Raw genomic sequence first — 23,781 nt, 5'->3', positions numbered from 1 at the left:
ATGCACGTCTTCGCCGATGGTCCCGCGCTGGCCGAGGCGCTGGCCGATTTCGTCGCCGGCAAGCTCGCCGCCCGCGTCGCCCGCGACGGCGGCGCCAGCCTCGCCGTCTCCGGCGGACGCACGCCGACCCGCTTCTTCGAGGCGCTGTCGGGCCGTAACCTTCCCTGGTCGAAGATCGGCATCACCCTCGTCGACGAGCGCTGGGTGCGCGAAACCTCCGACCGCTCCAACGCCCGGCTGGTGCGCGAGCACCTACTGAAGGGGCCGGCGGCGGCAGCGCGCTTCGTGGCGCTGGCCAATGACGCCCCGACGCCGGAAGATGGCCTGTTCGCCATCAACGAGGCGCTGGAGGACCTTTACTGGCCACTGGCCTGCGCCGTGCTCGGCATGGGCGAGGACGGGCACACCGCCTCGTTCTTCCCCGGCGGTGATAGGCTGTCCGAGGTGCTGGACCCGGAGAACACCCTCGGCCTGCTGCCGATGCGGGCCCCCGGTGCCGGCGAGCCGCGCATCACCCTCACCTTGCCGGTGCTGCTGGCGGCGGACGCCCTGGCGCTCCATATCGAGGGCGAGGGCAAGCGCCCGGTGCTGCAGGCGGCGCTGGCCGATGGCCCCGTCGAGGAGATGCCGGTGCGTGCCGTGCTGCGCGCCTCCCGTCCGCCCGATATCTTCTGGTGCCCCTGATGGCGCCGGTCCGCATTCGCTAGCCCGAGGAGATCCGCATGGCCGAAGCCCCTGAGACGTCCGGCGTGAGCGCCCGCCTCGGCGAGATCACCGAGCGCATCGTCCGCCGCTCGCACGATACCCGCGCGCGCTATCTCGAGCGCATCGCCACCGCCGCCGAAAAGGGACCGAGCCGGCAAAAGCTCGGCTGCGCCAACCAGGCGCACGGCTTCGCCGCCTGCGGGCCGGGCGACAAGGCGATGCTGCGCGAGGGCGCCGGCGCCAATCTCGCCATCGTCACCGCCTATAACGACATGCTCTCGGCCCACCAGCCCTATGAGCACTATCCCGACCTCATCCGTGCCGCGGCGCGGGCGATGGGCGGTGTCGCGCAGGTCGCCGGCGGCGTGCCGGCGATGTGCGACGGCGTCACCCAGGGCGAGGCCGGCATGGAGTTGTCGCTGTTCTCGCGCGACGTCATCGCGCTGTCTACCGCCGTTGCGCTGTCGCACCAGACCTTCGACAGTTCGGTCTATCTCGGCATCTGCGACAAGATCGTGCCGGGCCTCGTCATCGGCGCGCTGTCCTTCGGCCATCTGCCGGCGGTGTTCATCCCCGCGGGCCCGATGACCTCCGGCCTGTCCAACGACGACAAGGCGAAGATCCGCCAGCTCTTCGCCGAGGGCAAGGTCGGCCGCGACGCGCTGCTCGAGGCCGAGAGCCAAGCCTATCACGGGCCGGGCACCTGCACCTTCTACGGCACCGCCAACACCAACCAGATGATGATGGAGATCATGGGCCTGCATTTGCCCGGCGCCTCCTTCGTCAACCCGAACACGCCTTTGCGCGACGCGCTCACCACCGCCGCCGCCGAGCGGGCGATGGAGATGACCGCGCTGGGCAATGACTACCGGCCGGTCGGGCGGATGCTGGACGAGCGCGCCTTCGCCAACGGCATTGTCGGGCTGCACGCCACCGGCGGCTCCACCAACCACACCATGCATGTGGTGGCGATGGCGGCGGCGGCCGGCATCAAGCTGACCTGGGACGATTTCTCCGACCTCGCCGATGTCACCCCGCTCCTGTGCCGCGTCTATCCCAACGGCAAGGCGGATGTGAACCATTTCCACGCCGCCGGCGGCATGGCCCTGGTCATCCGCGAATTGCTCGGCATCGGCATGCTGCATCGCGACGTCGAGACGGTGTGGGGCTCCAGCCTCGACGCCTATACGCTGGAGCCGAAGCTCACCTCCGAGGGCACGCTGGACTGGCGCGACGGCGCGCGCGACAGCGGCGACGAGAACGTGGTGCGCCCCGCCTCGCGGCCGTTCCAGGCGACCGGCGGGCTCAAGCTGCTCTCCGGCGACATCGGCCGCGCCGTCATCAAGACCTCGGCGATCGCTGTCGAGCGCCATGTCATCGAGGCGCCGGCCAAGGTGTTCCACTCGCAGGAGGAGCTGCAGAAGGCCTTCAAGGCCGGCACGCTCACCGGCGATTTCGTCGCGGTGGTGCGCTATCAGGGCCCGAAGGCCAATGGCATGCCGGAGCTGCACAAGCTGATGCCGCCGCTCGGCGTGCTGCAGGACCGCGGCCAGAAGGTGGCTCTCGTCACCGATGGCCGGCTGTCCGGCGCCTCCGGCAAGGTGCCGGCGGCGATCCACGTCACGCCCGAGGCCGCCGATGGCGGTGCTATCGCGCTGATCCGCGAGGGCGACATCGTGCGCGTCGATGCGGTGGCCGGCACGCTGACGGTGAAGGTCGATCCGGCCGAATGGGCGGCGCGCAGCCCGGCGACCACCGATCTCACGGTCAGTCACTGGGGCGTCGGCCGCGAGCTGTTCGGCTCGTTCCGGGCGGCGGTGGGCACCGCTGACACCGGCGCCACTATCTTCGCGGTGGCGTAGACCGCTGCCTCCTACTCCCCCGGACTCGCTGCCGCCGTGCAGCGCTGATCCGGGGCCGAGGAGAGATTCGGCGAAGCCGCCGAATCTCGGCCTGGTTTCCCTCTCCCCCCGAACTCGGCCGTTGCCGCGTTCGGCTCCGGCAAGGCCGAATCCTGAAGCATCCGGCTTCGGCGGAAAGGTGGCACGCCCCCGGGTCTCGTCTCCGGCGAGCCCAAGGACAGGCTCCGCGGGTCGGCGAGGGGCGACGCGATCGGGACGTGTCGAATATCCTTCACCCCATCCCTCTCCCCGACGGGAGAGGGAGCAACCTCACGCCTACTAAGCGTCCTCCGGGGGCTGTCCGCTCAGTACAGCGGCCCGATCTTGCCGAGCGGGATGAGGCCCAGCGCCACCCGCCCGTCGCGGAACACGAAGGGGAAGGCGCTGGCCTTGGCGCCGTCGAGGGTGGTGGGCATGCCCGCCGCCATCAGCAGCGGCGCCAGCGAGGCGGCCTGCTCCGGCAGCAGGCCGGAGCCGCCCAGCGCGCCCATCAGCCCCTGCGGATTGGCCACCGCCAGAGTGAGCGCGCCGGCCGGCCGGCGCTGGCCGTCGAGGCCGATATCGCCGGTGGCGTTCATCGCCCCGCCGCCGGCGGAAAGCTTGGCGACCTCGACCTTCACCTTGCCGCCGGCCTCCTGCCACAGTCGCAGCCGCTCGGCGACCGGCATCGCCTGGAAGGGCGGCACCTGCGAGATGGTCGCCTGCAATTCGGCGTCGGCCGCCGCCTGGGTGCCGCCGTTGAGCGCGCCGCTGCCCGCTCCCTTCAGGCCGATGGCGACGTCCAGCGTGTTGCCGTCGGCGCCGGGGTGATGGCGGGCGTGCAACTCGGCATGGCGGGCGAAGAACAGCGGCCGGCCGCCCTCGCTCAGCACATAGTCGTTGGCCGAGGTGGAGACGCGGTCGACCACGCCGCCGGAGCCGACGGCGCTCACCTGCAGCAGCGACCAGTTGGCCTCGATGCTGCGGCCGCTGGTCGGCTCCTTCAGCACCGACGGCCCCTGGAACTCGGCGATGATGTGCTGCGGGTCCCACACCTGCGCCACGGCGTGGGCGCGCGCGGCCGACCATTGCCATGGGTCCGAGCCGGTGAAGGTGACGCTGGGCTGGGCGCAGGCGAGCTCGAAGCGGAACGGAAAGCCGGTCAGCCGCCGGTCGGCGCAGTTCCATTGCCGCCCGGCCGCCGCCTCGTTGGCGATCCAGCTGTCGATCTCCTTCTCGGCGCGGCCGGCGGCATAGAACCAGGCAGCGGTCCAGCCGAGGCCGGCAATCACGAACAGCGCCAGCGGCAGCACCACCCAGAGCGAGGAGCGGCGCCCGGTCACGGCCGGTGTTTCGGCGGGCGAGGCGGCATGGTCGGGATCGGTCATCGGTAAAGTCTCCTGCGCGGGCCCGGCATCACCGTCCTTTGGCCTGCCATTGCGTCACCGGTGCGGCGACCGACCGGTCGTCGACGGATGCCACGGACCGGATATCGCGTTCCACCGGCCACGTTAAGGGCGTGATTGCGGCGCCGCCGTGCCGACGTCCCGCCGACAGCACCCTTGTCGCGGCCCCACTGGTCGTTCGCCCGGCTGCGTGGGTGCCCGGCCAGGTCCCGTTGGTCGCCTCCGCGCGATCCCACGGTGCCGTGCCGTTCATCGCGGGGGGTTCAAGGCCGTGCGGCTATGACGCCGCGAGGAAGCGCGCCGCGCCCGTCGCGGCATGGGCGGACGCGGCACGGACGGATGTCGATTGCCGGTCTGGGGTCCGCACATGGGGCGAAGCCCGTGCCGCTGGCCGAGGGCGCCGGCCATGCCCTCGTCGCGGCGCTGTCCGACGGCTCACCACATCCTTATCGCGCCACTGTCTGACGTCGTGTCGTCAACGGATGCGATGTCGGAACTCATTGCCGTGCCTTGTCCCAGGCGCGCGGAATGGTGCCCGACCGACCGTCCCAGTCCTCCCGGATATCGGCCTGCCGTCCCAACGGCGACCGCGTCGATGATGCCTGTATGGAGATCCGCGCTGCAGCATCCGCTGTTGTGTCGATTACCCCTGTGGCTGGCGCTGCGGGCGGTGTGGAATGTGGGACGGTGAGGGGCGGTCGGTCATGGCGATGTAGCCGGCGACCTCGGGGCGGCGCGACCGCGACAGATGCATTGTCGGTCGATCAGGTCGTATTGTTCGGCCTTCGGTGTCCGTCGGCTGCACACCCAGGTTCGGTCCGTGCCGTGGCGGCGGACCGGGGAGGGGCGCCGAAGCGGTGGTTGCGTCGAGGACACCGCTGGGACGAATGGTGCCGTGCCGGAATGCCTGTATCGAGGTGCACGCTGCGGCTCCGCTGTTGCGTTGATTACCCCGTCGCTGGCGCCGCAGGTGGTGGGGAATGTGGGACGGTGAGGGGCCGTCAGCTACGGAGCCGTCGCGGGCGACCTCGGGATGGCGCGACCGGGACAGATGCACTGTCTGTCGATCAGGTCGCATGGCCCAGCCTTCGGTAACCGCCGGCTGCATAGTCGGGCTCGGTCCGTGCCGTGGCGACGGACCGGGGAGGGGCGCCGAAGCGGTGACCGCATCGGGGACCCTGTTGGGATGAATGGTGCCGTGCCGGAGTGCCTGCATCGAGGTTCACGCTGCGGCTCCGCTGTTGCGTTGATTACCCCGTCGCTGGCACCGCAGGCGGTGGGGAATGTGGGCCGGTGAGGGGCGGTCGGTCATGGCGATGTAGCCGGCGACCTCGGGGCGGCGCGACCGCGACAGATGCACTGTCCGTCGATCACGTGGCATGGCCCGGCTTTCGGTAACCGCCGGCTGCATAGTCAGGCTCGGTCCGTGCCGTGGCGACGGACCGGGGAGGGGCGCCGAAGCCGCAGCCGTGTCGAGGGGCCGGTTGCCGTGAAATGTTTCGCGGCGGGACGCCTGCCGCCGGCCCAAGCCATCGAAACGGTGGCCGCGTCGCTTGCCCTTTCAACCGGCCTTCCGTGCACGAAGGTCTTCCTCGGCCGGTGAGGGGCCGCGAGCCGTGGCGCCTTAGCTGGCTGCATTGAGGCGGTTCTGCCGGGACGGATGCGCCGTCAGTCGATGGCACCGCACGGTTGGTCCTGGGCAGCCGCGACTGTCCGGTCGGGCTCGGTCCGTTCCGTGCCGCGGCGACGAGGGCGTGGATCGACGAAGCCGTGACCGCGCGAGGATCCGGCGGGCTTGCCCTGCGTCGAGGCGGGATACTCCCCCAAGCCCCAAGCCCCAAGCCCCAAGCCCCATAGCGCCCAAGTATTCGAGCCCCAAGCCCCCCGGGCGCGCAACTTCCGGCGGTCGGCTCCCCGACGCCATCCGCGCGGACATCCGTGCCATCGATACCCGGCGAGATACATGGCCCTCCGCTGCGATCAGGGACTTCCGCCCCGCCGGCGCCGGTGCCAGCATGCCGCGAATCGGCGCGCATCTCCGGCGCCGCGAGCGGCTCGGATCGTACGGCGCATGGACCTCCTTCTGTCTTCCACTCACGAGGCGGCGAGCGATCTGTGGGTGTTCGGCTATGGCTCGCTGATGTGGAATCCCGGCTTCGAGCACGAGGAGGCCGTGCCGGCCCGGCTGATCGGCGCGCATCGCTCGCTTTGCGTGCTGTCGGTGCACTGGCGGGGCACGGCGGAGCGGCCCGGCCTGGTGCTGGGGCTGGACCGTGGCGGCAGTTGCATCGGCATCGCCTTCCGCGTCGCCGCCGCGCGGGCGGAGGCGACGATCGCCTATCTGCGCGAACGCGAGCAGGTGACGATGATCTATCGCGAGAGCACCCGCCGGGTCTGGCTGCGCGACGGCAGCCGGCGCAGCGTGCCGGCGCTGGCGTTCCTGGTGGATCGCGGCCATGCGCAATATGCCGGGGCGATGGGCCGCGAGGAGCGGCTGCATCTGGTGCGGCAGGGCCATGGCGTCGGCGGTCCGAACGGCGATTACGTCCGCGCCACCGCCCGGCATCTCGCCGATCTCGGCATCGCCGACGCCGAACTCGAATGGATCGCCGCGCGGCTCTAGCCGTCGGGGGCCACCGGCCGGCTCATTCCGGCGCCAGCGGGCCACTCTCGGTCTCGGGAATGATCCGCAGATGGATCTCCTGCCCACCGTTGGCCAGCGCGGCGACGCGCGCCTTGGCGCCGGCCGGGCCGCTCCACAGCGCCACGCAGCGCCCGCCGATGCGGCGCACCACGAGGGCGACGGCGTCCGGATAGTCCGGCGCGTCCTCGACGGCATAGACGGAGAAGACCTGCCGCCGCCCGTCCGGGCCGCGCCAGAGCCGAAAGCGTCGGGCGAGCACGCCGTCGGCGACGGTGAGCGGACCGTCGTCGCGCAGCGAATCGCCGCTAAGGGTGGGAAGCGTGATCATCATGAGAACAAAGTTAGAACATCTGTGGACGAGGTCAATGCGGTTCCTGGGGTGAATCCGCATGAATGCTGAAAGTTCCCGTCACGCGTGCGTGAATCGCGGCGCGCAACGCCCACCGGGTCGGAGGGGAGGCGCGTCCGGCGTGCCGGCGAAGTTGGCGCCGGCCTCTTGCAAGCGCGTCCGGTTCGGACCATACGCTTGCGGCGGGCGCCCGCGCCCGCGACGGCTGCGTCCCGGTAGCTCAGCAGGATAGAGCACAGGTTTCCTAAACCTGGGGTCAGGGGTTCGATTCCCTTCCGGGACACCAGCGCCGTGCCGTGAATTGCGGCGCCTCGGCTGCCGCTTCGCCCATTTCCAGCAGTGGCTCAGCCGCGCAGGGCGGCGGCGGGGGACTGGCGATAGGCCAGCAGCGCCGGCACCATGGCCAGCACCGCCGTCGCACCGGCCAGCACCATCAGCGGCGTCAGGTCGTCGGGCGCGAACAGCACCGGCAGCGCCACCCCGCTCTGCGCCTCCAGCCGGGCGGCAATCGCCCGCGCGGCGGCATAGCCGAGGCCGACGCCGGTGGCGAGGCCGAGGCCGAGCAGCGCGAACCCCTCCATCCACACCACGGCGAACACCGCGAGGCGCGGCGCCCCGAAGGCGCGCAGCGCGCCGATCTGCCGCCGGCGCTGGCCGACATGCAGCAGGATCACCAGCAGGATCGCCGCCGCCACCAGCGCCTGCGCGCCCAGGGCGACGGCGGAGAGCACGCGGCGGGCATCGCCGAGCGTCGCATAGAGCCGGGTCAGCACCTCGGCGGGGAACAGCGCCAGCGTGGTGTCGGTGCGCCAGTCCTGGCGCAGCTTGTAGGCGTCGGCGATGCTGCGCGGCTTCACCACGATCGCCGGCACGCCGGGGGCGTCGGCGGCGGTCGCCCGCGCGGCGTCGAGGGCGGCCTCAGGGTCCACCGCCGATCCGGCGTGGTCATGCGCGTCCCCGGCCTTCCCGTCCTCCGCTTTCCCGTTCTCCGCCTTTCCATCTTCCGCCTGCGCGCCGCCGGCGGCCTCTGCGGCGTCGTGGTTGTGTTCATCGCCATCCGCATGCGCCTCCATCCCATGGGTGCGCCACACCGCCTCGATCGGCACCAGCACCGCGCGGTCCCAGGGCGTGCCGGTCGGGGCGAGCCGGCCCACCACCTCATAGGTGGTCTCGCCATGCATGTGGCCGCCGCTGGAGGCCTGGCCGTGCAGCGGGTGGAAGCGGTCGCCGGGGCGCAGCGCCACGCCGGCGCCGACCACCGCCTCGCCGAGCCGGGCGAAGCTTTTGCCCTCGCGCAGGCCGCCGAGCCCGTCGATCAGCGCCTGCGTGGTGCCGACGATCGGGTAGTCCTCGACGAAATCGCCGAAGCCCACCGGCGCCGCCCAGGCGACGCGCGGATCGGTGGCGAGCGAGGCGAGCACCTTGCCCGGCACCAGGCCGAGTGGCGCCGGCTGCAGGAACACCGCCGAGAGCATCAGCTGGGTCTCGCTGCCGGCGGCGCCGACGATCACCGGAAACGCCGCCGCCGCCCGGGCGCTGCCGAGCCGTAGCGCCCGTTCCTGCAGCGTCACCGCGACGCCGAGCGCGGTGGCGAAGGCGACGATCAGCACGATGGCGAGCGCGCCGAGCGCGTTGCGCCGCAGGTCGGCGGCGACGAGACGGAACATGGCTCAGCCCTCGCTGGCGGTGATGCGGCCGGCTTCCAGCCGGATCACCCGGTCGAGCCGCTCGATGAGGCGCGGATCGTGGCTGGCGACGATCAGCGTCGCCCCGGCCTCCGCCGCCAGCGCCAGCAGCAGCGCGGCGACCACCGCCCCGGCCTCGGCGTCGAGGCTGGCGGTCGGCTCATCGGCGACGAGGATGCCTGGCCGGGCGATCAGCGCCCGCGCCACCGCCACGCGCTGCTTCTGGCCGCGCGACAGCGTCTCGACCTTCTGGTCGCGCCGCTCGATGCCGACGCGGGCGAGCAGCCGGTCGGCCTCCTCGCCGGCGCCGGCCGGCAGGGCGAGGCGCGACAGCCGCAGCGGCAGCAGCACGTTGTCGCGGGCGGAGAGCCCGTCGAAAAGATGGAAATCCTGCATCACAAGTCCGACATTGGCGGCGCGCCAGCGGTCGCGACGGCCTTCGGAGAGGCGGGCAATGTCGGTGCCGTCCCAGATCAGCCGGCCGGCGCGGGCGCGCTCCAGCCCGGTGATCAGGTTGATGAGCGTGGTCTTGCCGGAGCCCGAGGGGCCGGTCAGCCCGATGCGGGCGCCGGCCTCGATGTCCAGCCGGGGAATGGCGAGAGCGGGGGTGTCGAGGCCGGGGAACCGGACCTCCAGCGCGTCGACGGTGAGGGCAGGCATGTCAGGCCCGCCCGAAGCGGGCGCCGACGATGCGCAAAAGGCTGACGAAGCCGGTCTCGGGATCGGTCCAGGAGCCGACCTCCAGCGTGCCGGTCACCTCGATCAGCGCATTGGCCTGCTCGAAGGTCTGGGCGCGGTCGAGCCGGATCACCACGATATTGTCCGGCCAGTCGGCGTCGGAGGAGCAGAACGGGCACAGCGCCATCGGGATTTCGGTGAGCACGAAGAAGTCGGCCTCCGCCTTCAGCGGCGGCGCCATGAAGCCGCGCATCGCCACCGGCTTGCCGGCAAGGCCCTTGGTCTTGTCCGAGAAGGTGAGCCCGAACACGCCCTGGCTGCCATAGAGCTCCTCGAAGCTCAGCCGGTCGGCCGCCCGCGCCGGCGCGGCGATCAGGCCGAGGGCGGCGGCGAGCATGAGCCGGCGCCGGGATAGCTGGGGCGATGTCGAGAAGGATGGCGTCGACAGAAAGGACGCCGGACGGCGGATCGGCATGACTGCGCTCCTTCGGCTGCGGCGTCTGCGGCCGCCTCGCCCGCGGCCACGGCGCGGGCTTCCAGCGCGACGACCCCGCGCGGTGACGCGCCGCGTCGCGGGCGACCTTCGGGCTGGTTAGCGGCGGCATGTGTCAGTTGGATGAAGCCCGCGCCCCTCCGGGCGTCGCGTGGAGGGGCCGCATCGGTCTCGCCGGCGCGGCTAGCGCACCAGCTCGCCGCGGAACGCCCAGCGGGTCATGCGCCGCTCCACCAGCGCGCAGGCGGCATAGACAGCCACGCCCATGATGGCGATGGCGAACAGCCCGGCGAAGGTGGTGGCGCTGTCGTTGCGCGCGCTCGCCGACAGCATCAGGAAGCCGATGCCGCGATTGCCGCCCACCGTCTCCGACAGCACCGAGCCGACAAAGGCGAGCGTCGCCGCCACCTTCAGGCTGGCGAACAGATAGGGCATGGCGCGGGGAATGCCGACCTTGGTCAAAATCTCGTAATTGCTGGCGCCGAGCGAGCGCATCAGGTCGCGCATCTCCGGCTCGATGGTGGCGAGTCCGGTGGCGACGTTCACCACGATGGGGAAGAACGAGATGACGAAGGCTGTGATGATCGCCGGCAGCGCGCCGATGCCGAGCCAGATCATCAGGATCGGCACGATCGCCACCTTCGGTATGGCGTTGAAGGCGATCAGCAGCGGGTAGAGCCCGGCATAGACGAAGGGCGAGGCGCCGATGGCGAGGCCGAGCAGCAACCCGAAGCCGATGGCCAGCACGAAGCCGATCATCGTCGTCCACAGCGTCTCCAGGCAGAAGCGCACCAGCAGGTCCCAGCGCTGCACCATGACCGCGAACACCTGGGAGGGGCGCGGCGCGACGATCTCCGGCACGTCGAAGACGAGGCAGGCGAGTTCCCAGGCGATCAGCAGCACGGCGAGGGTCAGCCAGGGCATGGCAAGGCGGGCATAGCGTTGCTGGCGCGCGGTCATCGCCATCACCCGTGCTCCATCTGGATGCGCTCGCGCAGCTCGTGCACGATGTCGACGAACTCGGCCTGGAAGGTGGTCTCCAGCGTGCGCGGGCGCGGCAGGTCGACCTTGCGGATCTTGACGATACGGCCGGGGCGCCGGCTCATCACATAGACGGTGTCGGCGAGATAGACCGCCTCGCGCAGATCGTGCGTCACCAAGACGGCGGTGAAGCGCCGCTCCAGCCAAAGCGCCTGCATGATCCCCCACAGCTCCTCGCGGGTGAAGGCGTCGAGGGCGCCGAACGGCTCGTCGAGCATCAGGATCTGCGGCTCGTGGATCAGCGCCCGGCAGACATTGGAGCGCTGCTGCATGCCGCCGGAGAGCTGCCAGGGATATTTGTCGCCGAACTCGCCCAGCCCCACCGAGGCGAGCAGCTTTTGCGCCTTGTCGAAATAGGCGGCCCGCTCGGCGCGCAGGCGGCTCTTGTGCGGCTGCACCACCTCTAGCGGCAGCATGATGTTGTCGCGGGTGGTGCGCCAGGGCAGCAGCGTGGCGTTCTGGAACGCCATGCCGACGCCCTTGATCGGCCGAGTGACGCGCTCGCCGCGCACCTTCACCTCGCCGGAGGTCGGCGGGATCAGGCCGGTGACCAGCTTCATCAGCGTGGACTTGCCGCAGCCGGACGGGCCGACCACGGCGACGAACTCGCCCTGGCCGATCTTCATGGTGGCGTCGGCCAGGGCGAGCGTCGCCTCGCGCCCCTCGCCATAGGCGAGGCTGACGGCATTCAGTTCGACGAGGGGCGGGGAGGCGCCGGGAGCGGTTTGGGGAGCGGTCATGCGGGCACGCAATTCAGGTGAGAGGGGAGGCGCCGGGCGGTCGCCTCACGGCGCCACCATCCGCTCCTCTTTCGGCGGCAGATAGGCGTTGGTGAACACCTTGTCCGGCGCCGGCGCGTTCGGCAGGCCGAAGGCATCGGCCACCGCCGTCACCGAGCGGGCGAAGCGCGCCGGGTCGACGTCGCCCATGCCGTTCGCCTTCACATAGGGGGTGAGCACGTTCATCGCGAGCGACATGTTGAGCCGCTCCAGCTCCAGCTTCTCATCGATTAGTGGGTCGCGCGCCTTGGCGGCGGCGATGCCGATGGCCGGATCGGCGGCGACCTCCTTCCAGGCTTTCGCGGTGGCGCGCAGGAAGCCCTTCACCACTTCCGGCTTCCCGGCGAAGGCGAGGGAGACGATGATGCCGTTGCCGTACACGTCCATGCCCGCGTCGCTATAGGTGAAGGCGACGATGTCCTCAGTTTTCACGCCGCGCGCGTTGAGGTCGAGGATCGACGAGAAATAGTGCCCGGAGATGAAGTCGACCGTGCCCTGCACCAGCGATTGCTCGCGCAGCTGCGGCGTCAGGTTCACATGCTCGACGCTCTTCGGGTCGATGCCGACCTTCTTGGCGAAGGCGGGGAACAGCCGGAACGAGGCGTCGAACACCGGCGCGCCGAGCTTCTTGCCGGCGAGGTCGGCCGGCTTGGCGATGCCGCTCTTCTTCAGCGCGTAGACGCCGAAGGGCGGAAAGTCATAGGCCATGAACACGCACAGCACTTCCTTGCCGGGGTTCTTGGCATTGTACTCGATCAGCGAGTTCACGTCGGCGAAGCCGATGTCGTAGGCGCCGGACGCCACGCGCTGCACCGCCCCCGCCGAGCCCTGGCCGGGGTCCATGGTCACGTCGAGCCCCTCGGCCTTGTAGTAGCCCTTGTCGAGCGCCACGAGGAACGGCGAGGTCGGCCCCTGGAACACCCAGTCGAGGGTGAACTTCACGGGAACGGGAGCTTGCGTCTGCGCCACGGCGCTCGCCGCTCCCAGCGTCACGGCCGCCGCAATGCCCAACGCTCCGCCGACCGTCCGGGTGAGCCGACCGGTGGTCCGCATCGCGGCGATGAGGTGGCGCAGCGGGCCGGGCGCGGCCGGACGGGCGGCGCGGGGCGGCAGGGTGCGAGAGGCGGGGCAGGACATGCTGAGCACTCCGGTCGGGCGATGGGTGGGCGCTGTTCCAGCCGGCGGCCGGCTGGAACGTGAGCTCGACCGGCATGCAAATCCGTCGCCAAGCCTGAAGCCGCGCGGTGTTTCGTCTGACGCAAGGGTATGCCGGGACGACACGGCGCGCCATATGCCCAATCCTTGGGCGTCGGGCCGGGGCGGCGCGAAGGAAGTCGGCGATTCGTCCGCTCGCTGTGGTTGCGGTGCTGTCGGCTGCGAACTGCGACAATTTGCCGCATATATCGGCAGCGGGACGCGGACAGCCGCCATAGCGTCGGTATCTCGATGCCAAATCGTTCTGCCGTGCCAATCGGTTGTCCGCAAAAATTCAAGATAAAAATGAGAATTATTTAGAATCAAATTTCATTGTTAAAAAATGATCTTTAGTTTGAATTTCATTCTTTTTTACTCTCAAACCCTTCCAAATCTCGTGGAGACGGTTAACCCTTCGGCCGTGCGGTGGATCCTTCAACGGGCGCTGCTGCCCGGTGCGTGAAGCAGCGCGCTGGTTTTCGGATGCGAAAATGGGGGTTTCGTCGAGATGGCGACCGATACGTTCAGCTATACCTATCTGCTCAGCAATCAGGGACGCGTTCAGAACGGCAATGCCGCTGGGCATGCGCGCAATCCCTACCTGGACACGACTGTGAATTCCGGTGGCGATGCGACGATCACATCTGGCGACACCATCACGATTTCCGGTTTTTCGAGCGGAACGGCAACCTTCCTCTACGCCAGCGGTGACGGCATCGTCATTTCCTATAATGGCGCCACCTACCTGCTCACCGACACCACCCAGACCGGCAACACCACGCCGCCGAACAGTGGCGACAGCTTCATCGTCTGCTTCCTGGCCGGGACGATGATCGCGACGCCCGCGGGCGAGGTTGCCATCGAGACGCTGGAGGCCGGCGACCTCGTGCTCACCGCCGACGGTTCCGCCAGGCCGGTGCGCTGGCTGGCCCGCCAGACGGTGTCCACCCGCTTCGCCGATCCGATGCGCGTGATGCCGGTGCTGGTGCGCGCCGGCGCGTTGGGCGACAACCTGCCCGTGCGCGATCTCTACGTATCGACGGATCACGCCCTGCTCGTCGACGGTGCGCTGGTGCAGGCCGGCGCGCTGGTGAACGGTGCCTCCGTCGTTCGCCACACCGAGATGCCGCAGACCTTCACCTATTTCCACGTCGAACTCGACGACCACTCGCTGGTGCTGGCCGAGGGCGTGGCGGCGGAGACCTTCGTCGACAACGTCACCCGTCGTCGCTTCGACAATTGGGAAGAGGCCCCGGAGACCGCGCTCGCCGAGCTCGACCTGCCGCGCATCAAGTCGGCCCGCCAGCTCTCGCCGGTTACCGCCGCTCGGCTGGCGGTTCGCGCCACGCAGCTCGGCGTCACCACCGGCAAGGCGGCCTGATACGTCAAGCGTGCCGGCGGGGCCCCATACCGCCGGCACGTGTTCGGGAGCGGCACTCCGGGAATTGCCTCGGGGTGCCGTTCTCGCCTCCCGGTCGCGAATGGCCGCCGCTCGCTGATCCGCGCATCGCCGATCCCGCGAAGCGGCCGATTCCGGGGCCCTCGCTGCGGGTCGCCCGTCTCCGGGCTATTTCCAGAATGCCGGTGGTTTGATACTGCTTTCGTCGTATGAGGGTGCGTCTGGCGGAGACGATCCCTCATGACGGGGCCCGTGGCGCCCGTCGATGCCGATGGGGCAGTGCATGGATCTCAAGATATTTCGCTATGCCTATGCCGTGACGGCCGACGGCTACGTCATCGGCGGCAGCGATCCGGGACAGGCCGACAATCCCTTTGTCGATGTGCTCATCGGCACGGTCGACGATCCCGAGCTTGATCCCGATAATCCGGTCTTCGCCTATGTCGCGCCCGATGGCGGGTCGGGCAATGCCTATTTCTACTATGCCAGCGGCGACGGGTTGGTCGCCGGCCTCGGCAGTGGCGTCTATTGGTGGTTCACCGACACCGAGCAGGAAGCCGATGCCTATGCGGAGCGGGACGGCGACAGCTTCATCGTCTGCTTCCTCGCCGGCACGATGATCGCGACGCCCACGGGCGAGGTCGCGATCGAGACCCTGGAGGCCGGCGACCTGGTGCTTACCGCCGACGGGTCCGCCAAGCCGGTACGCTGGCTGGCCCGCCAGACGGTCTCCACGCTTTTCGCCGATCCGCTGAAGGTGATGCCGGTGCGGATAGCCGCCGGTGCGCTCGGCGACGGCGTGCCGCTCCGCGATCTCTCGGTGTCATCCGACCATGCGCTGGAAATCGACGGCGTGCTGGTGCAGGCCGGCGCGCTGGTCAACACCGCCAGCATCGCGCGCCGGACCGATATGCCGGAGATTTTCGTCTACTATCATGTCGAGCTCGACGAGCACGCGCTCATCCTCGCCGAGGGGGTGCCGGCGGAAACCTTCGTCGACAACGTCACGCGCCGGCGCTTCGACAATTGGCAGGAAGCGCCGGAGGCGCCGATCCTTGAGCTCGACCTGCCGCGCGTGAAGTCGGCCCGCCAGCTTCCCCGGCATATCCATGAACGCCTTGCCGCGCGGGCCGAGTTGCTGGGCCTCGCCACGCGGGACGATCGGGTCGCCTGACGGCCGGCCTCCCTTCCCGATTCGAGGCGTATCGCCCGGCGCGTCTCGCGCGCGCTCGCGCGTACCTTAGCTATACGGGATTGGTTAACGCGGGCGTCGGCCGCGTTCGGGCGACATCTCCTCGGGCACCATGTTCATCCGGCGCCGGGCGTGCATAAATCGGCATGGCTGGCGCGGTTCGACCGCGTCGCCGCCTGGATGGCCTCCGGCCATCCTTTCCTTGCCGGTCCGTTCAAACGAGAGCGCAGATGAGCCACCACCAGAAATTCTACATCGACGGCGCCTGGGTCGACCCGGTCGAGCCGCGCCTGCTCGATGTCATCGATCCCTCGACCGAGGAAGCCTATACCCAGATCGCCATCGGCTCGGCGGCGGATGTCGACAAGGCGGTCGCCGCGGCCAAGGCCGCCTTCGCGACCTTCTCGCTGGTGCCGAAGGAAGAGCGCCTGGCGCTGCTCAACCGCATTCTCGCCGCCTACAACGAGCGCTTCGAGGATATCGCCCGCGCGGTCAGCCAGGAAATGGGCGCCCCGCTCTCCTTCGCCCGCGATGCGCAGGCCTGGGCCGGCCGGGCGCATATCGAGGCCACCATCAAGGCCTTCGAGACCTACGAATTCACCGAGCACCGCGGCGCCACCATGGTGGTGAAGGAGCCGATCGGCGTCTGCGCGCTGATCACCCCGTGGAACTGGCCGCTCAACCAGATCGCCTGCAAGGTGGCGCCCGCCATCGCCGCCGGTTGTACCGTGGTGCTGAAGCCCTCGGAAATCGCGCCGATCAGCGGCATCGTCTTCGCCGAGGTGATGGAAGCCGCCGGCACCCCCAAGGGCGTGTTCAACCTCGTCAACGGCACCGGCCCGGATGTCGGCCAGATCATGGCCGGCCACAAGGACGTCGACATGGTGTCCTTCACCGGCTCGACCCGCGCCGGTATCATCGTCGCCAAGACGGCGGCCGATACCGTGAAGCGGGTGGCGCAGGAACTCGGCGGCAAGTCGGCCAACATCATCCTGCCGGACGCCGATTTCGCCGAGGCCGTCGCCCAGGGCGTGCGCGCCTGCTTCGGCAATACCGGCCAGTCCTGCGACGCGCCGACCCGCATGCTGGTGCCGGCCGCCCGCCATGACGAGGCGCTGTCGATCGCCAAGGGTGCCGCCGAGGCGCTGGCGACCGGCGATCCGAACACCGAGGGCACCGATCTCGGCCCGGTGGTCAGCCAGATCCAGTACGACAAGATCCAGCGCCTCATCGAGGCCGGCATTTCGGAGGGCGCGACCCTGGTCACCGGCGGTCCCGGCCGTCCGGAAGGGCTGAACCGCGGCTATTACATCCGCCCGACGGTGTTCGGCCATGTCACCAATGACATGACGGTGGCGCGCGAGGAGATCTTCGGCCCGGTGCTCTCCGTGCTGTCCTATGACAGCGAGGATCAGGCGGTGGAGATCGCCAACGACACGGTGTACGGCCTCGCCGCCTACATCCAGTCGCAGGAGATCGAGCACGCCCGCGCGGTGGCGGCCCGCATGCGCGCCGGCTCGGTGTATCTCAACTACCCGGAATGGGACACGATGGCGCCGTTCGGCGGCTACAAGCAGTCCGGCAACGGCCGCGAATATGCCGATTGGGCGATCCACGATTTCCTGGAGATCAAGGGCATCGTCGGCTGGGGCTGAGCCCGCCATTTTGCCTTCCGGCCGTCGCGCACCCGTGTGCGGCGGCCGATCGGCCGGTCTCGGTCTATCGGGCCGGCATTGGCCACATCGTCCACCCCACCGGCCTCAGCCGGCGAGGCGAGGGGCGGATGGGTGGCCCCCGGCGCGCGGGGTCAGCTGCCGCTCCGCGAGCAGGCACAGGGCGTCGGCGAGCCGCCGGCAGCCGGCCTGGTTGGGTTGCAGCACCTGCGCCGCATCCGGGCGGCCGATCTGCTGTAGCCAGCTGATCAGCGTCGCGTAGCGGGCGGTCTTGAAGACGGCGACGTCCTGGATCGCGGCGGCGATGGCCGCGTCGAGCACATGCGGATCGTCGATCTCGCCATTGATCTCCTCGGCGCCGATGAACAGCCCGTCTATGGCCGGGCTTTCCGCCGCCTTCGGCGCCCGCGCCAGCAGGCGGAACACTGATTCCAGCCGGCCGACGCAGGCCGGATTCGCCGTAAGTATCGCATTTAGCTCGCTTTTCAGCTGTGGGTCGGAGGCTTTGGCGACCAGCGACGGCAGGACGCGGGCGCAGCGTCGTTCGGCGTAGAGTGCTTCGCCCAGTCCCTGCACCAGCAGATCGCCGAGCGACTTGATATCCCTGGACAGCAGACCCATGGCGCGCATCTCCCTTTCGGGCGTTCAAGGCGGCCCGTTCTTGGATTGGTGATGACAGCAAAACGCCGTGGAACCCCCGTCGTTCCAAGGTTTTTCGACTTTCGTCGCACCCGGTGGCCGGCCACCGTCATCCCGCTCGTCAGCCGGCGGGAAACAGCCCCTTGTAACGCTCGCGCAGCGCTGCCTTCTGCACCTTGCCCATGGTGTTGCGCGGCAGCTCCTCGACGGTGGCGATGTGCTTGGGCAGCTTGAAGCGCGCCAACCGGTCGCCGAGCCAGGCACCGAGCGCCTTGTCGTCGAGCGAATTCGCCGCCCGCGCTACCACCACGGCGACCACCGCCTCGCCGAAATCGGCATGCGGCACGCCGATGACCGCCGATTCCACTACGCCGGGGAACTGGTCGATCTCCATCTCGATCTCCTTGGGATAGATGTTCAATCCCCCGGAGATGATGAGGTCCTTGCCGCGCCCGACGATGGTCACCCGCCCATCCGGCGCCATGCTGGCGAGGTCGCCGGTGATGAAGAAGCCATCCGGCCGGATTTCGGCGGCGGTCTTCTCCGGCATGCGCCAATAGCCGAGGAAACGGTTGGGGCCGTTGGTTTCCAGCATGCCCACCTCGCCGCGCGACAGCTCCGCGCCGTCCTCGCCGACGATGCGCACGGATATGTCGGGCAGCGCATAGCCGACCGAGCCGGGCAGCCGGGCGCCGTCATAGGGGTTGGAGGTGATCATGCCGCATTCGGTCATGCCGTAGCGCTCGAGGATGGCATGGCCCGTCGCGGCCTCGAACTCGCGATGAGTCTCGGCCAGCAGCGGCGCCGAGCCGGCGATGAACAGCCGCATGCCCCGGACAAGTTCGCAGGTGAAACCGGGATGGGCGAGCAGGCGGGTATAGAAGGTCGGCACGCCCATCATCACCGTCGCGCGGGGCAGATGGGCGATGACGGTGTCGACATCGAACTTCGCAAGCCAGAGGATCGCGGAACCGTTGAGCAGCGCGGTATTCAGCGCCACGAACAATCCGTGGACGTGGAAGATCGGCAGGGCATGCAGCAGCACGTCGCCGGGCTGGAAGGCCCAGATCTCCAGCAGGGCCTTGGCATTGGAGGACAGGTTGCGATGGGTGATCATCGCGCCCTTGGAGCGGCCGGTGGTGCCAGAGGTGTAGAGCAGCGCCGCGAGATCGTCGGGAGCGCAGAGGACGGTTTCCGCTGTGCCCGGCAGGGTGGCCGCGAGGTCGGCGAGCGAACCTTTCCCGTCGGCATCGAGCGTTTCGACATGGCGCACCCCGCGAGCGGCGGCGATGGGGCGCAGTGTCTCCGCTTTGCGCGGATCCGCGACCAGCAGCACCGGCTCGGCATCGCCGAGGAAATAGTCGAGCTCGGCAGCCGTGTAGGCGGTGTTGAGCGGCTGGTAGACCGCGCCGATCTTCAGCGTGGCGAGATAGAGCGCGACATTGCCGAGCGATTTCTCCACCTGCACGGTGACCCGGTCCCCGCGCCCGACGCCGAGCTGGGTCAAGGCATCGGCATAGCGGCCAACCAGCGCGAGCAGTTCGGCATAGCTGAGCGTCGACCCGTCCGGCTGTGAGAACGCGATGGCATCGCCGGCACGCCGGGCGCTCGCCTCAATCGCGGCATAAAGGTTGGCGTTGCTGCTCACGGCCTTGTCCTTTCTTGCTTTTGTCGGCGGTGAAGCCGGGCTTTTGCGATCGGCCCGCTGCCTAGCACATCTCGCGGGGGCCAGCGAGCGCCGGGCGTGCGGGCGCAGGTTCCGGAGAGCGGTCGGGGAGATATAAATACGTGTTTTTGATGTAATTAAAAATATTCCATTGAACCTCTGTGTAAGTTATAGAGCTCAACATGAATGCAGCGGTTTTTTCTCGGAACGAAGAATTTCTTTCTGCTCTCGTGCGCCTCGCCCTGCGAGCCGGACGGGTGGTGATGGACGTCTATGCGACGGAGTTCGCCGTTTCCGAGAAGGGCGACCGCTCGCCGGTAACCGAGGCCGACCGGCGCGCCGAAGCGGTGATCCTCGAGGGCTTGCAGGTCCTGGCGCCGGAGATCCCGGTCGTCGCCGAAGAGGAATACGCCGCCGGCCGGGTGCCGGAGATCGGCGGTTGGTTCTTCTTGGTCGATCCGCTCGACGGCACCCGCGAGTTCCTGGCGCGCAACGGCGAGTTCACCGTCAACATCGCGCTGGTAGAGAACGGGCTGCCGACCGTCGGCGTCGTTCATGCCCCGGCGCTCGAGCTGCTCTATGCCGGCCAGCCGGGCCACGTCTTCAAGGCGAAGGTCGATGGCGAGACTCTGGCCGACACGGTCGCGATCTCGGCGCGCGCCGCGGCTCCCCCTCTCCAGGTGGTCGGCAGCCGCTCGCACGGCTCGCCGCAGACGGCGGAATGGCTGCGGCGCTTTCCCGGCCACGGCTTTGTCTCGGCCGGCTCGTCGCTGAAGTTCTGCCTGCTCGCCGAAGGCGCGGCGGACGTCTATCCGCGCCATGGCCGCACCATGGAATGGGATACTGCGGCAGGGGACGCGATCCTGCGCGCCGCCGGCGGCACCGTGCTGACATTCGACGGCGCGCCGCTGCGCTATGGCAAGCGCGCGCAGGCCGAGGATACCGATTTCGCCAATCCCTATTTCGTTGCCTTCGGCGATCCGGCGCTCGCAGTGGGGCTCGCCCGGCTGCCGGACGCGGCGACGTCATGAATTCGGCGCGGCTCGGTCGGCTCCCTCGAAGCGCACCGGGCGCGCATCTTGAAAGGACAGTGTCGTGTCGTCAGATCGCATGACCCATTTGCGGCGCCTCGAGGCCGAGTCGATCCACATCATCCGCGAGGTCGCGGCCGAGTTCAAAAAGCCGGTGATGCTCTATTCCATCGGCAAGGATTCGGCGGTGATGCTGCATCTGGCGGTGAAGGCCTTCTATCCCTCGCGGCCGCCCTTCCCGCTGATGCACATCGACACCACGTGGAAGTTCCGCGAGATGATCGCCTTCCGCGACCGGATGGCGGAGGAGCTCGGCTTCGACCTGATCGTCCACACCAATCAGGCCGGCGTCGAGCAGGGCATCAACCCCTTCGACCACGGCTCCTCGCTCTACACCAATGTGATGAAGACCGAGGCGCTGAAGGAGGCGCTGACCCAGTACGGCTTCGACGCGGCGTTCGGCGGCGCCCGGCGCGACGAGGAGAAGAGCCGCGCCAAGGAGCGCATCTTCTCCTTCCGCACCGAGACCCATGCCTGGGACCCGAAGAGCCAGCGTCCCGAGCTGTGGAACCTCTACAATACGCGGGTGCGGCCGGGGGAATCGATCCGCGTCTTCCCGCTGTCCAACTGGACCGAGCTCGACATCTGGCAATACATCCTCGCCGAGCGCATCCCGATCGTGCCGCTGTATTTCGCCGCCCGCCGCCCGGTGGTGTGGCGCGACGGGCAGATGATCATGGTCGACGACACCCGCCTGCCGCTCAAGCCCGGCGAGACGCCCGAGGAACGACTGGTGCGGTTCCGCACGCTCGGCTGCTACCCGCTCACCGCCGCCATCGACAGCGAGGCGACGACGCTGGAGGGCATCGTGCAGGAGATGCTCATCGCCCGCACCTCGGAGCGGGCGGGCCGCCTCATCGATCACGACGAGGCCGCCTCGATGGAAAAGAAGAAGCGCGAAGGGTATTTCTGAGATGAGCCTGGCCGCCGAGGCGACATCGGTCGCTGATTATCTTTCCGCGCAGGAGAACAAGAGCCTGCTGCGCTTCCTGACCTGCGGCAGCGTCGACGACGGCAAGTCGACGCTGATCGGTCGGTTGCTCTACGACACCAAGCTGCTGTTCGAGGACCAGCTCGCGACGCTGTCGAACGATTCCCGCAAGCACGGCACTACCGGCGACGATCTCGATTTCGCCCTTCTGGTCGATGGCCTCGCCGCCGAGCGCGAGCAGGGCATCACCATCGACGTCGCCTATCGCTTCTTCGCCACCGACAAGCGCAAGTTCATCGTCGCGGATACGCCCGGCCATGAGCAGTACACGCGCAACATGGCGACGGGTGCCTCCAACTCCGACCTCGCGGTGATCCTCGTCGATGCCCGGCAGGGCATCCTCACCCAGACGCGCCGGCATTCCTTCATCGTGTCGCTGCTCGGCATCCGCCATGTGGTGCTGGCGGTGAACAAGATCGACCTGGTCGACTTCTCGCAGAAGGCGTTCGACGACATCGTCGCCGCCTATCGCGAATTCTCCGCCGGCTTCGGCTTTGAGAGCCTCGTCGCGGTGCCGCTCTCCGCCCGCTATGGCGACAACATGCTGGAGCGGAGCGCGCGCACGCCCTGGTATGACGGCCCGACGCTGGTCGAGCATCTGGAGAGCGTGCCGGTGGCCGACGATGCGCTGGCGCGGCCGTTCCGCATGCCCGTCCAATGGGTGAACCGGCCCAATCTCGATTTCCGCGGCTTCTCCGGCACGGTGGCGAGCGGCTCGGTGCGGCCGGGCGACGCCATCGTGGTGGCGAGCTCGGGGCGGACCAGCAAGGTGAAGGCGATCGTCACCAAGGACGGGACGCGGCCGCGCGCCGATGCCGGCGAGGCGGTGACGCTGACGCTGGAGGATGAGGTCGATATCTCGCGCGGCGACATCATCGCCGCTGCCACCGCCCGTCCGGAAGTCTCCGACCAGTTCGCTGCGCATCTGATCTGGATGCATGACGAGGCGCTGCTGCCGGGGCGGCCCTATCTCATCAAGATCGGCACCCGCACGGTGAGCGCCAGCGTCACCGAGATCAAGCACAAGGTCGACGTGAACAGCTTCCAGAAGCTGGCGGCCAAACAGTTGGCGCTCAACGAGGTAGGGGTGGTCAATCTCGCCACCCAGCAGCCGATCGCCTTCGATGCGTTCGCCGACGTGCCTGAGACCGGTGCCTTCATCGTCATCGACCGGATGAGCAATCTCACCGTCGGTGCCGGGATGATCGATTTCGGGCTGCGGCGGGCGACCAATGTGCATTGGCAGGCGCTGGAGGTCGACAAGGCGTCGCGGGCGGCGATGAAGCTGCAGAAGCCGGTGGTGCTGTGGTTCACCGGGCTGTCGGGATCGGGCAAGTCGACGGTGGCCAACCTGGTCGAGAAGAAGCTCAACGCCATCGGCCGGCATACCTATCTGCTCGACGGCGACAATGTCCGGCACGGGCTCAACAGGGATCTCGGCTTCACCGCCGCCGACCGGGTGGAGAACATCCGCCGTGTCGGCGAGACCGCGAAACTCTTCGTCGATGCCGGGTTGATCGTGCTGACCTCGTTCATCTCGCCGTTCCGTGCCGAGCGGCAGATGGCGCGCGAGATCCTGGAGCCGGGCGAATTCGTCGAGATCTTCGTCGACACGCCGCTGGAGGTGGCCGAGCGGCGCGATCCCAAGGGGCTCTATGCCCGGGCACGGCGCGGCGAGATCAAGAACTTCACCGGCATCGACAGCCCCTATGAGGCGCCGGAGGAACCGGAGATCCATCTGGCCGCGGGAGAGCGCGCGCCGGAGGCCCTGGCCGACGAGATCGTGGCCTATCTGACGGCCCGTGGTTACCTGCTCTGATTTTTATCCCCAGGCCGAAGCCTTGCACCGCAAGGCTTCGGCCTGGTTCCATGTCGGTCCGGCGACAGACCGATGTCGTTTTTTCGAAGGGCCTGCCAAATCGGTGTTGACACTCTGAGGGGCTCCCCCTATAACCCCGTTCATCGACGGGGCGCGCCGCTGACGCGGTGCTGACGCTCCTCTGGTTGATCCCGACAGAGACGAGGTCTTCGGACCGGCAGTCGCCGGAGGGTAAACTGTCGACGGTCTAAGGGTGTGAGCCCTTAGGTTGAGGGGTTCGGGTTCGAGTGGATAACTTGGACGCGGACTTGACGGCCGAAAGGCCAGCGAATATAGAGCCGCTCCCGCCGACGAGCAAGTCGGTCTGGTGAGAGGCGAGACCTTCGGGTCACGGACTTTCGGGTCCTGAGGTTTTCGAACCTCGTGCTGTTTGACAGGTAAAACGGAAGAAAGAGAA

19 protein-coding genes and 1 tRNA gene are annotated in these 23,781 nt (G+C 68.7%); 10 read left to right on the top strand and 10 right to left on the bottom strand.

Annotated features, from left to right (window positions below; all coding sequences use genetic code 11):
* Both pgl and edd read left to right on the top strand, forming a co-directional pair.
* Nucleotides 1-684 carry a 6-phosphogluconolactonase gene (gene pgl, locus LGR54_RS00100; RefSeq protein WP_230360757.1) on the top strand — a complete coding sequence of 228 codons (684 nt, stop codon included), beginning with the start codon at nt 1-3 and terminating at the stop codon, nt 682-684.
* A 38-nt stretch (nt 685-722) separates the two neighbouring features.
* A complete protein-coding gene (gene edd / locus LGR54_RS00095) occupies nt 723-2,567 on the top strand; it encodes a phosphogluconate dehydratase (RefSeq protein ID WP_230359963.1) in 1,845 nt (614 codons plus the stop codon).
* Nucleotides 2,568-2,911: 344 nt separating this feature from the next.
* Here edd and LGR54_RS00090 read toward each other — a convergent pair whose 3' ends face one another.
* The gene (locus LGR54_RS00090) at nt 2,912-3,973 is read right to left on the bottom strand and encodes a DUF2125 domain-containing protein (protein ID WP_230359962.1); all 1,062 of its coding nucleotides are present in this window, start codon (nt 3,971-3,973) and stop codon (nt 2,912-2,914) included.
* Between the two features lie 2,089 nt (nt 3,974-6,062).
* Here LGR54_RS00090 and LGR54_RS00085 point away from each other — a divergent pair.
* Nucleotides 6,063-6,614 (top strand): gamma-glutamylcyclotransferase, encoded by a 552-nt coding sequence (locus LGR54_RS00085; RefSeq protein ID WP_230359961.1) that lies wholly within the window; start codon nt 6,063-6,065, stop codon nt 6,612-6,614.
* A gap of 22 nt (nt 6,615-6,636) precedes the next feature.
* Here LGR54_RS00085 and LGR54_RS00080 read toward each other — a convergent pair whose 3' ends face one another.
* A complete protein-coding gene (locus LGR54_RS00080; RefSeq protein ID WP_230359960.1) occupies nt 6,637-6,966 on the bottom strand; it encodes a hypothetical protein in 330 nt (109 codons plus the stop codon).
* Between the two features lie 227 nt (nt 6,967-7,193).
* On the opposite strand from LGR54_RS00080, the gene LGR54_RS00075 reads away from it, so the two are divergent.
* Nucleotides 7,194-7,270 (top strand) — tRNA-Arg (locus LGR54_RS00075).
* A gap of 58 nt (nt 7,271-7,328) precedes the next feature.
* On the opposite strand, the gene LGR54_RS00070 is transcribed toward LGR54_RS00075, so the two are convergent.
* The 6 genes from LGR54_RS00070 to LGR54_RS00045 form a co-directional block, all read right to left on the bottom strand.
* Nucleotides 7,329-8,651 (bottom strand): ABC transporter permease, encoded by a 1,323-nt coding sequence (locus LGR54_RS00070; RefSeq protein ID WP_230359959.1) that lies wholly within the window; start codon nt 8,649-8,651, stop codon nt 7,329-7,331.
* A gap of 3 nt (nt 8,652-8,654) precedes the next feature.
* The gene (locus tag LGR54_RS00065; RefSeq protein WP_230359958.1) at nt 8,655-9,329 is read right to left on the bottom strand and encodes an ABC transporter ATP-binding protein; all 675 of its coding nucleotides are present in this window, start codon (nt 9,327-9,329) and stop codon (nt 8,655-8,657) included.
* Between the two features lies 1 nt (nt 9,330).
* On the bottom strand, nt 9,331-9,744 hold the full coding sequence (locus LGR54_RS00060; RefSeq protein ID WP_230359957.1) for a hypothetical protein: 414 nt from the start codon (nt 9,742-9,744) through the stop codon (nt 9,331-9,333).
* 279 nt (nt 9,745-10,023) lie between these two features.
* A complete protein-coding gene (locus tag LGR54_RS00055) occupies nt 10,024-10,806 on the bottom strand; it encodes an ABC transporter permease (protein ID WP_230359956.1) in 783 nt (260 codons plus the stop codon).
* A complete protein-coding gene (locus tag LGR54_RS00050; RefSeq protein WP_230359955.1) occupies nt 10,806-11,621 on the bottom strand; it encodes an ABC transporter ATP-binding protein in 816 nt (271 codons plus the stop codon). Before LGR54_RS00050 ends, LGR54_RS00055 begins: the two co-directional genes overlap by 1 nt.
* Nucleotides 11,622-11,666: 45 nt before the next feature.
* Nucleotides 11,667-12,797 carry an ABC transporter substrate-binding protein gene (locus LGR54_RS00045; RefSeq protein WP_230359954.1) on the bottom strand — a complete coding sequence of 377 codons (1,131 nt, stop codon included), beginning with the start codon at nt 12,795-12,797 and terminating at the stop codon, nt 11,667-11,669.
* A gap of 565 nt (nt 12,798-13,362) precedes the next feature.
* On the opposite strand from LGR54_RS00045, the gene LGR54_RS00040 reads away from it, so the two are divergent.
* From LGR54_RS00040 to LGR54_RS00030, 3 genes are all read left to right on the top strand, one after another.
* Nucleotides 13,363-14,235: a Hint domain-containing protein gene (locus tag LGR54_RS00040; protein WP_230359953.1), complete on the top strand. Its 873-nt coding sequence runs from the start codon at nt 13,363-13,365 to the stop codon at nt 14,233-14,235.
* Between the two features lie 301 nt (nt 14,236-14,536).
* Nucleotides 14,537-15,427 carry a Hint domain-containing protein gene (locus LGR54_RS00035; RefSeq protein ID WP_230359952.1) on the top strand — a complete coding sequence of 297 codons (891 nt, stop codon included), beginning with the start codon at nt 14,537-14,539 and terminating at the stop codon, nt 15,425-15,427.
* A 248-nt stretch (nt 15,428-15,675) separates the two neighbouring features.
* Nucleotides 15,676-17,100: an aldehyde dehydrogenase family protein gene (locus LGR54_RS00030; protein WP_230359951.1), complete on the top strand. Its 1,425-nt coding sequence runs from the start codon at nt 15,676-15,678 to the stop codon at nt 17,098-17,100.
* A gap of 105 nt (nt 17,101-17,205) precedes the next feature.
* Here the strand turns inward: LGR54_RS00030 and LGR54_RS00025 are convergent, their stop codons facing one another.
* Both LGR54_RS00025 and LGR54_RS00020 read right to left on the bottom strand, forming a co-directional pair.
* The gene (locus LGR54_RS00025) at nt 17,206-17,739 is read right to left on the bottom strand and encodes a ferritin-like domain-containing protein (RefSeq protein ID WP_230359950.1); all 534 of its coding nucleotides are present in this window, start codon (nt 17,737-17,739) and stop codon (nt 17,206-17,208) included.
* A gap of 139 nt (nt 17,740-17,878) precedes the next feature.
* Nucleotides 17,879-19,405 carry a malonyl-CoA synthase gene (locus LGR54_RS00020; RefSeq protein WP_370638097.1) on the bottom strand — a complete coding sequence of 509 codons (1,527 nt, stop codon included), beginning with the start codon at nt 19,403-19,405 and terminating at the stop codon, nt 17,879-17,881.
* Nucleotides 19,406-19,605: 200 nt separating this feature from the next.
* On the opposite strand from LGR54_RS00020, the gene cysQ reads away from it, so the two are divergent.
* The 3 genes from cysQ to cysN all read left to right on the top strand — a co-directional run bounded on the left by cysQ (nt 19,606) and on the right by cysN (nt 23,324).
* A complete protein-coding gene (cysQ, locus tag LGR54_RS00015) occupies nt 19,606-20,454 on the top strand; it encodes a 3'(2'),5'-bisphosphate nucleotidase CysQ (RefSeq protein WP_255607128.1) in 849 nt (282 codons plus the stop codon).
* 79 nt (nt 20,455-20,533) lie between these two features.
* On the top strand, nt 20,534-21,427 hold the full coding sequence (cysD, locus tag LGR54_RS00010; RefSeq protein ID WP_230360755.1) for a sulfate adenylyltransferase subunit CysD: 894 nt from the start codon (nt 20,534-20,536) through the stop codon (nt 21,425-21,427).
* 1 nt (nt 21,428) lies between these two features.
* The gene (gene cysN / locus LGR54_RS00005; RefSeq protein WP_230359948.1) at nt 21,429-23,324 is read left to right on the top strand and encodes a sulfate adenylyltransferase subunit CysN; all 1,896 of its coding nucleotides are present in this window, start codon (nt 21,429-21,431) and stop codon (nt 23,322-23,324) included.
* Nucleotides 23,325-23,781: the final 457 nt, after the last annotated feature.

The organism is Ancylobacter sp. Lp-2, from assembly GCF_020523795.1.
GTDB lineage: Bacteria > Pseudomonadota > Alphaproteobacteria > Rhizobiales > Xanthobacteraceae > Ancylobacter.
The sequence above is the reverse complement of the archived record's forward strand: the minus strand, read 5'-3'. Positions and strand labels throughout refer to the sequence as shown.

Excerpts from the sequence above, each read along its gene's own strand:
- pgl (WP_230360757.1), top strand. The coding sequence starts at position 1 with ATGCACGTCTTCGCCGATGGTCCCGCGCTGGCCGAGGCGCTGGCCGAT.
- edd (WP_230359963.1), top strand. The coding sequence starts at position 723 with ATGGCCGAAGCCCCTGAGACGTCCGGCGTGAGCGCCCGCCTCGGCGAG.
- LGR54_RS00090 (WP_230359962.1), bottom strand. The coding sequence starts at position 3,973 with ATGACCGATCCCGACCATGCCGCCTCGCCCGCCGAAACACCGGCCGTG.
- LGR54_RS00085 (WP_230359961.1), top strand. The coding sequence starts at position 6,063 with ATGGACCTCCTTCTGTCTTCCACTCACGAGGCGGCGAGCGATCTGTGG.
- LGR54_RS00080 (WP_230359960.1), bottom strand. The coding sequence starts at position 6,966 with ATGATGATCACGCTTCCCACCCTTAGCGGCGATTCGCTGCGCGACGAC.
- LGR54_RS00070 (WP_230359959.1), bottom strand. The coding sequence starts at position 8,651 with ATGTTCCGTCTCGTCGCCGCCGACCTGCGGCGCAACGCGCTCGGCGCG.
- LGR54_RS00065 (WP_230359958.1), bottom strand. The coding sequence starts at position 9,329 with ATGCCTGCCCTCACCGTCGACGCGCTGGAGGTCCGGTTCCCCGGCCTC.
- LGR54_RS00060 (WP_230359957.1), bottom strand. The coding sequence starts at position 9,744 with ATGCTCGCCGCCGCCCTCGGCCTGATCGCCGCGCCGGCGCGGGCGGCC.
- LGR54_RS00055 (WP_230359956.1), bottom strand. The coding sequence starts at position 10,806 with ATGGCGATGACCGCGCGCCAGCAACGCTATGCCCGCCTTGCCATGCCC.
- LGR54_RS00050 (WP_230359955.1), bottom strand. The coding sequence starts at position 11,621 with ATGACCGCTCCCCAAACCGCTCCCGGCGCCTCCCCGCCCCTCGTCGAA.
- LGR54_RS00045 (WP_230359954.1), bottom strand. The coding sequence starts at position 12,797 with ATGTCCTGCCCCGCCTCTCGCACCCTGCCGCCCCGCGCCGCCCGTCCG.
- LGR54_RS00040 (WP_230359953.1), top strand. The coding sequence starts at position 13,363 with ATGGCGACCGATACGTTCAGCTATACCTATCTGCTCAGCAATCAGGGA.
- LGR54_RS00035 (WP_230359952.1), top strand. The coding sequence starts at position 14,537 with ATGGATCTCAAGATATTTCGCTATGCCTATGCCGTGACGGCCGACGGC.
- LGR54_RS00030 (WP_230359951.1), top strand. The coding sequence starts at position 15,676 with ATGAGCCACCACCAGAAATTCTACATCGACGGCGCCTGGGTCGACCCG.
- LGR54_RS00025 (WP_230359950.1), bottom strand. The coding sequence starts at position 17,739 with ATGGGTCTGCTGTCCAGGGATATCAAGTCGCTCGGCGATCTGCTGGTG.
- cysQ (WP_255607128.1), top strand. The coding sequence starts at position 19,606 with ATGAATGCAGCGGTTTTTTCTCGGAACGAAGAATTTCTTTCTGCTCTC.
- cysD (WP_230360755.1), top strand. The coding sequence starts at position 20,534 with ATGACCCATTTGCGGCGCCTCGAGGCCGAGTCGATCCACATCATCCGC.
- cysN (WP_230359948.1), top strand. The coding sequence starts at position 21,429 with ATGAGCCTGGCCGCCGAGGCGACATCGGTCGCTGATTATCTTTCCGCG.